Source organism: Chitinophaga sp. CF418, assembly GCF_900142925.1.
Classification (GTDB): Bacteria; Bacteroidota; Bacteroidia; order Chitinophagales; family Chitinophagaceae; genus Chitinophaga.
Window position 1 is genome coordinate 34,098 of record NZ_FRCN01000006.1, and the last position, 12,077, is coordinate 46,174.

The following is a 12,077-nucleotide window of genomic DNA, read 5'->3' on the forward strand; positions in this document are numbered from 1 at the left end:
CACCTTTCAATAGTCTTATAGTCAATTGATTGTATGTTTTTGCACCTGTTAAATTGTTCGCTTTTAGCATGAGGTGCGTCCGGAAACGGACGCCTTTACTGCGCAGTGGTACATAAAATGTCCTTATCCCACAAAAAGAAGGCAATACGGACAGCCTGTTCGAAAGGAACTATTTTGCTCCACTCCTGTACAATACTGCCAAAAGTGGCCTCTTTAAACGCTGCCGACAGCAGGGGGGATATCTCCACCGTTTCCAGGTAGGCCATTTCACGTTCCAGGTTGGGGTGCTGGATGGCAGTGCGGAGCTGCAGTATATCATCGATCACACAAGGTGTTTCTTTGAATATCAGGGCTGAAGACAGGTGTACCTGTTCATGCCACAGGCGTTGCAGTTCCTGCTGTACGTTGATCAGTCGCTCTGGTCCTTTTTCTTTGGGTGCGCTGAATTTATCCCTGAGCCTTGTATAGAATGCCGTTGGCACTGGCGATTTGTCGATGAATGGTACAGACCTTTCCCTCCAGAAAGCATGTTGCTGTCCCGGCCAGGCCTGTGCGTAGTAGCCGCTGGTCCAGTGTGTATGGCTGCTGATAGATTCAATCATGCGGTCTTCATAGAACGTCTGTGCCATGTCCGTATGACCGGTTTTGAGAATGGTATTGACCGCGATGACCGCCTGCAAAGAAAAGCGCATGGCTTTTTCCACGCCCGTAGAAGAAAGCGGATCGAGGGAAAATGCTGCTTCACCCAAGCGGAGGTAGTTGTCCTGCCAGGGGGACGTATGTGCGTAGGTAAATACGGTGCAGGTTTGTAAGTCATCCATCTGCCAGTCGCCGGCTGCCTGCTGAAATAATTGCGTCCGGGAAAGCAGGTCATAGAATACATGAGGAACGGTATTACCTCTTAGCTCCCCGGGGGCGATGAAGGTAATGGTCCTGAATTGTCCGTCAGGGGTAGGAGAGCCCCAAATCCAGCCTTTTTCTGTTGCTTCAATCAATGTGTCGGCTGGCATGAGATGTGCCGGTAAATGGCCCCATATTGCGATTGTAGGTGGAGCGGTAAGCACCCTGTTCTGCATATGGTTGCCCCGGCGTCCACGAGCGTCGAGTATGAACCTGCTGTTGACAGTAATGGTCTGCGTATCCTGGCGGAGTTGTGACTGCCATCCGCCATCTGTCTGTTTGCATGACTCAAAGCGGGCTGGCTGGTAAAGCTGCAGTCCACGCTGCATCGCCAGGTCGAGCAGGTCTTTATCAAGCTGTCCTCTGTCCACCATTACGCCCGGGCCGCGTTGTGCGGCATTGACCGTTTGCGGCGTGGTGGTATCCCATATTACCTGTGCGTTCAGCTGGTGGAAATAATTGCGTCGGGTAAGCAGGTCCGTGGCATCCAGGTAATCAAAGATGTTCCGGATACCGGGTGACAGGGACTCGCCGATCTGTGGACGGGGAAAGGGTTCACTTTCTGCCAGCACCACTTTGTGGCCGAGGGCGAGCAGGCGTAATGCAGCGCAGGTACCTGCAGGGCCAGCTCCAATGATAAGCACATCAGTGCTTTGTTGTGGGGTCATAATATGTGTTGAATAGCTATTTGTTCCAATGGGGCGCCATTCTAGCGATCCTTTCGTGGGCCTGCATCGTGTAATGCAGCCAGCCACGGATATAGTCACAGGCGTTACGGCCTCTTTCCAATACCTCGTGGTGACAGCCGCCACCACAAAGATACCTGGCCCAGCACTGGTGACAGGGTTCCTGGTTGTGCACGTGTCTTGATGCCAGCCAGTTATTCTGTAAGGTAGGATTTATTCCGTTAGTAAGATCTCCCATATGGCCGGCAGGTTCATTTACAAAACGGTGGCAGGCCGATAATTCACCGTCGGCAGATACACCCATATAACCCGCGCCCGCACCACAGGGATAGGGTCTGTGGGTGCCTTTGGCAACCTCTTTCAAGGCATTGACCATATTCAGGAAGGGGAAGCGCTTACCCATGATGACATGCTGTTCAAAGAGCAGTCCGCATGCTATCATGCCCTGCAGCATCTGCTCCAGGTCTTCCTTTGACATTTCACCTTTACCACTGCTGGAACGCAGTAAGGGCGAAAAGCCGACGCTGTGAAAGCCCATGTTCACAAATTCCTGTAAGGTCTTTGGGAGGTCCATATTGGCAGGGGTGACGGTTACCCGGGCAGATACCTGCATCCTGCGCTGAGTGCTCAGTAATGGCTGTATCTTTTTAATGATCTGTCCATAGGTACCGGCGCCATTCTTCAGGGGGCGTAGCTGGTCATGCTGTTCGCCAATGCCGTCAAGACTAATAGTGACAGCAAAGCCATATTCTTCAAAGAAAGCGGCATCATCTTCCTGCAGCAGTGTGCCGTTGGAGGTTAGTGAGAAATTGACCTGTACATCTCGCTGACGACCCTGTTCAAACGCATATACGGTGGCATCCCTCAATGCCTTCCTGTTAATGAGCGGTTCGCCCCCCAGGAAGGTGAGCTGTACCTTACTGCCGGGTTCACAGTCTTTCAGCAAGAGATCAATGGATTGCCGGGCGATATCGGCTGTCATGTTCTTCATCGGACCTCCAAAGTCGCCCTGATCGGCATAACAATAGGTGCAGCCCATGTTGCATTTCTGGGCAATGGCGAGCGACAGTGCATAGATCTTCGGGCTTTTCAGCGGCTCGTCGTTGATGAGCACCGGCATGTCCAGCCCGAGAGTGATCAGTTCATTGGTGATGCCTGTTTCATCCTGTTGTTGCAGTAGTTGTTCTATACGTGCTTCAATGGAAGGCGACATGTTGTAAAGACGGCTGCCGTTGGCAACAAACAGCTGGGTATTGCCTGCTGTGGGCACCATATGTATCTGCGGCGATCGCGGGCCCGACTTTTTATTGATATGGGAGGCTAATTCACCGGCAATGACTGCCAGTGAATTAGGGCTTGAATGTTGTGCTGCAGGAGCCATTATTTATCGATTAGTGAAGGATTAGGATGCACCTGCGTACCCGGTTGGGCCGCTTTATCACTACTTTGTCCGCCGCCATCTCCGGAGGTCGATGGCGATGCTACCGCATCACGGCCATTGATAATGAAGCTGAGCTCACCCTGCCAGTCCTGGAAGAGATCGTCATAAGAAAAAAGGCGGGAGTCTGTCCGGTTGTCGGGCACATATTCCCCTGTGCGCCGTTTGGCGAGCCACATATCGCCATGGCTCAGCCCATCTTCACCTGGTTCCACATTCACATAGTCAGGCCGGCTGGCTGCCCAGTAATAACATGCGCATTCCCGGTAGTCGTTCTGCCATGGTGCGCAGAGACCATGTGTCAGTTCTCCGGGAGCAACGATAGTGGGCGACAAGGCTGCTGTATTGGGTGTCATGTAACTGTTGACGGTAAGCGTGAACTCGGGATATTTTACTTTATCACTTAATTCATCTGCTGTGACCAGCACTGGTAGTGTGGCTTCTCCCGCGGTGAACTGTGCCTGTACGGTTTGTCCGGGCGTCAGTTTAAAACCTGCAATGAGATTGGACCATTCCATAAATGCAGCACCGCTGGGATTGTCGCTGGTGGTTAAATGGACATTGTCTCCACCCGGGAATACCGGCCCTATGCCACGCACCATGGTCGGTTGTCCGTTCACCGCTACCAGGCGGCGGCCTGTGAGATTGAAGCTGGTAGTATCATTGAGCACATAGTTATCATTCTCACTCATGGTGACGTTCTGGAAAGTATGCCTCCACAGGTTCCTGAAGTCGAACTCAAGTCCGGGGAAGCAGTTGGAAATAGCGGTCCTTGGCAATACGCTGTACGGATTACCGAGACCACGATAGTGCAATTGCGCAATGAGTTCATCTGCTTTCAATGGCTGGCCCGGAACAGGTGGTGGTGGCGGAGGTGCTGGCGGTGGTGTAGCCGTGTTACCAGTGCGGAACATGGCATTCGAAGCTGCCTGTATCACACTGTTGATCATCCGGTGGGTGAGCGTCAGCGCTCTTCCGTCAGCGCCCCTCATGAGACCGGGCATCTTGCGGCGCTCTGTATCGGAGAGGTCGCCGATCTTGTGCGGCTTGCGGAGGGCGGAGGCAAACCAGGTGGCAGCTCCTGAGCTTAACCCGTTAAAGACTCTTTCATGCAGGGTGCGAAGGGCCAGGTTGTCAACTATGGAACTTGCCATAATAGGTTCATACAGGCGGCCGAAATCGTTGGTGTCCTGTCTTACCATGGTGCTGGCCACATTCTCCCTGCCATTAATGGGGTTGCCGTTCATGACAGCCGTGTTCATGAGCGTAATGGATTCAAAGGCGCGGCGGACTATTTCTTCTGCTACTTCAATAGGCACTTCCTTATCAGGTGCTGTGCCCATGATGATCTGTTCCAGTTCATCAGACACAGCACGGATAGGCAGTATATCCGGTGCAAATGCAGGAGGACCTGCCACTATATGTGCGGTAGCGCTGAGTGGTGCAAGACCGTTATCAGCAGGCTGCAGGGTAGCTGTAACAATACCATCACATTCATCATCAAGATAGCCCCAGCTTACCTGGTCACCATGCTTTGTACTGTAGCCGGCAAATATCTGTGCCGGCATAGTATAGGTGGGATTGAACTTCGCTGTTTCACTATATCCCTGCCAGCCGCCTTTGGCGGGGTCATATAATACCTGGAGGTCACTGGTGATAACCGGATCGGCAGTCGCTTGTGCGCCTTCGCTTTCTATTCTCTCTGTGGAAGATCCGTACACGTTACCGGCTGCCGGCGTGAAGCGGAACCGTAACCCGGGAAAATCGTTTGATGGGCGAATGAATTGCACCGAACCCAGGGGCAGCGTTTTGCCATCGTGGAAGTTGGGACATTCCCCTACCAGTTTGTATACGTAGGCGTCTTTTATGTTCTCCACTGTGGCGATGATCTTGTCTTTGATATTACCTGTTCTGCGGAATAATTTTAAGTTGCCCACAGTAACAGACCAGCTAACATTGTCGAGAGTGAGGCCAGCCTGCTGCAATAATTCCTCTGTAAGGGGAACGAGCATATCCGGATTGTCAGAAGTAATAGCAAAGAGCTCCAGGAAAGGTGCTACCGGACAAATGTAACCATCGCTTTCGGGAGGGTCCTTGAAGACGATCTGGTCTGGTACATGGGCGCTGACGGTATTCTGAATATTGTCCACGGTAAGTGTCTCCTGAGGTATTATCTGTCTGAAGTCAAGAGGTTTATTGTCGGGAATAACGAGGTCATATGCGGCTACCGGCAGCGGAGAAGCGCCAAGGCGGCCTATTGCGATGGGAGGAAGGATACGGATTTCTTTGATTTGCATAACGTTTGTTTTTACTGGTTAGTTAACAACTACAGATGCTTGTAAGCTCTTCTATTACCTGCAGGAGTTTCGCATCTGCTTCAAGCAATGAATAGAGATAGCGGTGATGCTGTTCTTTCGATTGGTTCAGCAAGGTCTGGATGATTGGCCCGGATGCAAAGATGAGGTCTTTGTGTGCACGCCACCTGTTGTGTTCACCTGCAGGCAATTGGAGGGTGTATGGCACCAGGAACGGCGGACCGGCATATTTGGTGTTTTCATCGATAGTACCGGGATCCTGCAGTAGTGGCAATTGTATCATCACAGCGGCAATACTGCGAAGATTGTACATTTCCCCGAAAGTGGAATTGATGATCATACCACGTGGGGAAATGGCGCCTGCATTGTTGTAACCATTATCCAGCACGAAACTATGTGTAAGGAAGTTCAACAACATCCGGTAACGGATATTGAACAGGTGACCCCAGTTCTGTGCCTCTATATTGGTGATGTAGTCGAGTGCTTCATCGGAAGTCTGTCCATCAGAAGGTGATGACTCCGGATCATCGGAATTGGAAGGTATTTCAGGATTAACCGCCAGGTTACGGGAGAAAGACCAGCTGGCACCGGCTGTTATTTGTTTAAGGGTCTTATATAAGGTCAGGAAGCGTTCAAAGTGTGAAGGCTGTTTGGTGTCCAGCGTAGTAGCTTCACCCTGTTCAGCTATCTCATTGATGGCATTGTACGCGTCATCCCTGCTGGCGAGTGGCATCACCAGTACATCAGGAGTGCCGGCTAAGCCTGATAAGGTGTTGCCCCGGTGTCCGCCTTTGTAACCTCTGCCCCATTCATCAAACTTAGCCTGGAAAGGATATGTTTCTGCCTGGAAGGCTTCATCGGAAATAACGTTGGGATCTTTGATAAGTTTGAGCAACACTTCAAACAACGCACCGACTGTATTGGGGTGCGGTACTTCCTGTTTGACAATATTGACTATTTCTATAGCGTACGGATCGTCGCTGTCCAGCCAGCTTTGAGGGGCTTCCGCATATACATATTTTGCCAGTGAAGATAAAGTAAGTGGTTCCAGCTTGAAGGGAAATGGATAAAAAGGAGTATCCCAGGGGTAATCCTGTCTTTCGAAATGCAATGGAGCACCGATCAGCTTCAGAACGTTCTGTACGGAAATGAAGTGTCCCATTTCTTCTTTTGCAATACCCAGGATGACCTCTTGCGCATTACGCACATCTTCCTGATGTTCTGGCGGCACCTGAGGCCCGCCAAGGCTGTAGGCTGCGTAAAGGTACTGCAGCATCAGGCCATGTTCTATCTCAGCATCGATGCATAACAGGAATGAGACATAATCTTTACCATTAAATTCCGGGGGAATTGCAATAGGAGCTTCATCACTTTCGAAGGTAGAGTATTCCATCGGCTGTATACCCTTTCCTGTAAACTGGGCGGACTTTAATGCTTCTGTCCGCAGTTGATTGAGTTGCGCTCTTTTAAATACGGGTCCGAGGTAACGTTCAAAATTACGTTGCATGATCAGTAGGTGTTTAGATAATTAGTGAGTTGGTGTGGAATGAAACAATAGTAACCTTTACCAGCAATGCTGAGGTTTCACATGACTTGTTTTACAATAGAGTTATCTTGTCTGTCTGTAATAGTACTTAAAACGAGCCGGTCAATTCGAGGTCTTTTTAAAGTTAAATACTTTTTCCGGAGCTGTCAAAATGAAATTTTGAATACAGCAAAAAACATATATATCCTTTCCAATGCATCTTCTCTTTTGAAAAATACCAACAAGTTTGTATTTCCTGTTGAGTGAAATACATGTACATTGTGCGTATATCTGGGACCCCGATAAAATGATTGTCATGGTGGAAGAAAAAGCCCCTGACAGTGAGGGGTGATGTTAAGCCTTATTCCTGATCCACAAACAACTGCTGCAGTCGCTCCAATGTCTCTTTCTCCGGCTGTTTCCACATACCCCGCTGGATGGCTTCCAGCATACGTTCTGTCATATCTTTCAGCGCCCAGGGATTGACCTGTTCTATGAATTGCCTGTTCTCTTCATCGAAGAGATATGCCCGGGTAATACCCTCATACATGAAGTCGTCCACGAGGTCGGTAGTCGCATCATAAGCAAACAGGTAATCCATTGTAGCGGCCATTTCGAAAGCGCCCTTGTACCCATGCCGTTTTACTCCTGTAATCCATTTAGGGTTAATAACACGGGAGCGGTATACTTTTAACAGCTCTTGCTTCAAAGTTTTCACCTGAGGATTTTCCGGCCTTGCATGATCTCCGAAATAAATGGAAGGTTGTTCGCCCTTTATAGTCTGTACGGCATTGGCCAGTCCGCCCTGGAACTGGTAATAGTCGTCGGAATCCAGTATATCATGTTCCCGGTTGTCCTGGTTATGCATGACCACCTGTATATCAGACAAACGTTTTTCAAATACCTCGTGAGCTGACTCACCAATACGGTCAGCACCGTAGGCATAACCGCTCCAGTTGATATACACCTTTGCGAGGTCTTCTTTCGATTGCCAGTTCTTCTCATCGATCACGGCCTGCAGGCCTGCTCCGTAGGCGCCAGGCTTGGAACCGAACACCCTGAATAAAGCGCGCTTATACGCTTTTTCTTCATCCAGTCCTTTGGCTTGCCATTCCTGTTTTTCTTTCAGGAAACGCTTTCTGATGGGATTCTGCTCCAAAGATTCATCCAGCTGGGCCACCTTCTCTACGGCAGCATTAAAGAGGGAGATCACATCAGGAAAAGCGTCCCGGAAAAAGCCGGAGATGCGCAACATTACATCTACCCGTGGACGTCGCAGGGTGATTAGTGGAATGATCTCAAAATCGCTCACCCGCCTGTTTGCTGCCTGCCATACGGGCTTCACGCCCATCAATGCCAGCGCCTGGGCTATATCATCACCACCGGTGCGCATAGTGGAGGTTCCCCAAACAGACAGTCCGATCGACTCCGGATAATCCCCGTGCTCCTGTAAATACCTGTCGATGATCAGGTTGGCGCTCTTCACACCCAGGTTGTAGGCGGTTTGTGTAGGGATAGCACGCACATCTACAGAGTAGAAGTTACGTCCTGTGGGCAGTACATCCAGCCGTCCGCGCGTAGGAGCGCCAGAACTGCCTGAAGGTACGTAATGACCGTTCAATCCCTGTAGGAGATTAGTGATCTCCTCGCTGGTGGCTTGTATCTTAGGTAAGGTATCCTCAATAATAAACCGGCAGTATTCGCTGGTGAGCGGGTATTGTTCAGGATTCAGCTGATCAGATCCTGTAAGCATTTCACTGATCAGTGCCTTAGCCAGACCCTCAAGTACGGCTATTACATCCCCATTGATCCGGCATTCCGCAAATACAGTATGTTGGTCATCGGCTATAAGAGCTGCCTGATAGTCGCAATTCAAAGGATCCAATGACAGCCCCAGATCCCTTGCCAGTACCTGTGTGATCCCCATCCTTCCTGCTACCGGCACACGATGTAATGCTACGAGTAGATCCGTCAATTGTTCTCCTTCCGGCGCTTTACCCAGAATGTGCAGGCCATCCCGGATCTGTGCTTCTTTCAATTCACATAGATAGCCATCCAGTTTCACCAGCAACTCATCAATGTCCTTCACTGACGATTGCAAGTCGGCTTCCAGGTTGGCTTCCCGTACCAGTTGGGTGATCTGTGTTTTGATGATTGCTGTTCGCTTCGGATCTATACTGTATGCATCGTAATACTCATCGATCAGGTGTTCCAGTTTTGTCAGTACACCATAACTCTCCGCTCTTGTCATAGGTGGTATCAGATGATCGATGATAATGGCATGATTCCTCCTCTTGGCCTGTGTGCCCTCGCCGGGATCATTGATGATAAAAGGATAAAAATGCGGGATGGGATTTAACAACACTGCAGGGAAACAGGTATCTCTGCTGAGGGCCACACTTTTACCGGGCAGCCATTCAAGGTTGCCGTGTTTACCAACATGTACTACCGCATCTGCGTGGAAGACATTATTCACCCAGAAATAATAAGCCAGGTAAGCATATGTAGGCGGCAGATCGGGAGAATGATAAATCGCTTTAATATCCTGGTTATAACCACGGGCAGGCTGAATACTCACAAAAGTGTTGCCCAGCAGGAAACCAGGGATAATAAATTCATTCTCGTTATAATTAGGAGAGCCATCAGGATGGCCCCATTGCTGTTCAATCTTCTGTCTTAAAACAGGAGAAAGCGCATTGTAGTACTGGTAGAATTGCGAGATCTTTAGACTTACCTGGTAAGGTCTGTATAAGGCAGTATCCGTATCATTAGTGATGTAATGCGTGATCAGTTCTATGAGCTCCCCACTATCCGCTGGTACAAATTCTCCTACATGATAATTGTGACCCTTTAATGCACGTAGTATCTCCACGATACTGGCAGGCGTGTCCAGGCCGACACCATTGGCCAAACGGCTATCCTTGTTCGGATAGTTAGGCATGATGAGGGCGATGCGTTTATCTCCATTCTCTTTATTCCTGATGGCTATCCAACGCCTGGTGAATTCCACAACGAAGTCGCAGCCTTCTTCATGAGTGGTATATTTAAGGATATCTGAATCCGTCAGTGCATCCCTCCCTAAAGAAGACTTAAACGAAACCGCTGTGGTAATGATCCTTCCATCTATTTCCGGCAGCGCTATGTTCATGGCTACATCTGTAGGCGTCAGGCCAAACAGGTTCTCCTGCCAGATCTCTTTTGTGCAGGAAGCGAAGATGGCCTGAATAACAGGTACATTCATTTTTCTGAAAATGAACTGATCGTCTGTACTATCCAGTAATGATTTGATGGAAAAGCTGGTGGTGTTGATGATGACATCTATGGCAGTTCCGACCTTGTGCAACAGGGTAAACAGCTCATCGCAGGTAGCCTGGTCACGGAGATTACTGGCGAAAGCAATGATAGGATTAATACCCTGTTTTTCTAAAGCCGAAGCAAGATAATATACCGGCTCCAGATTATCCGCCAGGTAATGGGTCTGATATACGAGTATCACCGCATTTCCCGACTGAGAATGTTGTGGAACGATCGTATGTTCTTCGCCTACGGGAATGACACCTTTTTCCTGATGAAAGAGGAACAGGTCCGGTAAACGCTGTGGCCCCTCAAATGAATAAGGCAGGTGAAAGAAGGTGTGGAAGATATATTGCAGACATTGCAGATGATTCCGCCTGCCGCCTGCGCAAAGGTATTTCCAGACTGTATCTGTAATATGGATATCAACAGTAGAACTGTTGAGCAGCTCAATATCAGGTACATCATATCCCGGGAGGAATAGTACAGGGATCTTCTTCAGTTCACAGGTTATGCTGACCGCTTCGAACAGGTATGGATAATAGTTTTTACCGCCCAGAAAGCGACAGATAACTAATTTCGCTTCCCCGATCACTTCCTCTACATACTTATCGATCGTGAGCTCCTGTTTCAGGTACACAAGATTAGCGATACGCAGTGAGGGCAGGGGCGTATTTCCTGTGTTTGATAACATTGATGTTGCCGCCTGCTGATACAGTTCCCTGTACGCATTGTTCAGGGAATGTATCTCTGTATCGGCTGCTGACAGGAACACAATGTCGCCAGGCTGCTGCTGTATATGGAAGACCCCTTCACCATTAGGGTTCCATCCTCCCGGAATAGTTGGAATAAGATGCATGTATGATATTAGCTGACTACACTCAGTCTTTCATTGATAATAGTGCCCAGGTCTTTATCGTGTAACTCATCTCCGATGATCACCAGGCTTGTTTTACGTGTTTCACCATCTTTCCATTTACGGTCAAAATAGTGATCGAAACGGTTGGATACGCCTTGCAATACCATCCGCATAGGTTTACCGGGAATATCAATAAACCCTTTTATACGATAGATCTCATATTCTCCGATCAGCTCTTTCAATGCTTCTACCAGCGTTTCTGGTGTATGAGGTGCATGAATATCTACTACTACGGAATCAATATCATCATCATGATGGTGTTCCAGACCATTGGCATGATCTTCTTCATGATGGGAGTGACGACTGTCCAGGTCATCTTCTGCCGCGGCATTTACACCTAAAAGGATCTCTGCGGACAATACGCCATTGGCTGCTGCCACCATTTTCACATCGGGACGTACCTTGCCTGCGATGATCGCTCTCACTTCTTCGTATTGGATTTCATCTAACAGGTCTTTCTTTGTCATCACTACCAGGTCAGCGCAGGACAACTGGTCTTCGAACAGCTCTTCTATCGGGGTTTCATGATCCAGGGAATCATCTGCCAGCCTTTGCGCCTGTACGCGTTCCCTGTCACAGATCTCACCGGTAGCTTGTCCTACGACGTCTACTACAGTCACTACTGCATCTACCGTGATCTGTGGTTTCAATTCAGGCCAGTTAAAGGCATGCAGCAAAGGTTTGGGTAATGCAAGTCCTGAGGTTTCAATGATGATGTGATCGATGGTGTCTTTACGTTCCATCAGCTGTAACATAACCGGCAGGAATTCTTCCTGTACGGTACAGCAAAGACAGCCATTGTTCAGTTCAAGTACATCTTCTTCATTGGAACAGCAGGATTTCAGGATCTCGCCATCTATACCCATCTCGCCAAACTCGTTGACAATAACGGCCAGTCTGCGGCCATTGGCGTTCTGAATAAGATTTCGGATCAGGGTAGTCTTACCTGAACCGAGAAAGCCTGTGATGATAGTAACAGGAATTTTTTGAGCCATTATGT

6 protein-coding genes are annotated in these 12,077 nt (G+C 49.1%); all 6 read right to left on the bottom strand.

Annotated elements, in window-relative coordinates; translation table 11 throughout:
- Window positions 1-95: 95 nt before the first annotated feature.
- Window positions 96-1,568, bottom strand: coding sequence for an NAD(P)/FAD-dependent oxidoreductase (locus F3I09_RS14410; RefSeq protein ID WP_149695737.1), 1,473 nt, complete (start codon window positions 1,566-1,568; stop codon window positions 96-98).
- A 16-nt stretch (window positions 1,569-1,584) separates the two neighbouring features.
- A complete protein-coding gene (locus tag F3I09_RS14415; RefSeq protein WP_149695738.1) occupies window positions 1,585-2,967 on the bottom strand; it encodes a radical SAM/SPASM domain-containing protein in 1,383 nt (460 codons plus the stop codon).
- Window positions 2,967-5,321, bottom strand: a complete 2,355-nt coding sequence (locus tag F3I09_RS14420; protein WP_149695739.1) for a hypothetical protein — start codon at window positions 5,319-5,321, stop codon at window positions 2,967-2,969. The genes F3I09_RS14415 and F3I09_RS14420 overlap by 1 nt, the downstream gene beginning before the upstream one ends.
- Before the next feature lie 22 nt (window positions 5,322-5,343).
- A complete protein-coding gene (locus F3I09_RS14425) occupies window positions 5,344-6,846 on the bottom strand; it encodes a ferritin-like protein (RefSeq protein ID WP_149695740.1) in 1,503 nt (500 codons plus the stop codon).
- 379 nt (window positions 6,847-7,225) lie between these two features.
- Window positions 7,226-11,017, bottom strand: a complete 3,792-nt coding sequence (gene cobN, locus F3I09_RS14430) for a cobaltochelatase subunit CobN (RefSeq protein WP_149695741.1) — start codon at window positions 11,015-11,017, stop codon at window positions 7,226-7,228.
- Window positions 11,018-11,025: 8 nt separating this feature from the next.
- A complete protein-coding gene (gene cobW / locus F3I09_RS14435; RefSeq protein ID WP_149695742.1) occupies window positions 11,026-12,072 on the bottom strand; it encodes a cobalamin biosynthesis protein CobW in 1,047 nt (348 codons plus the stop codon).
- Window positions 12,073-12,077 lie beyond the last annotated feature (5 nt).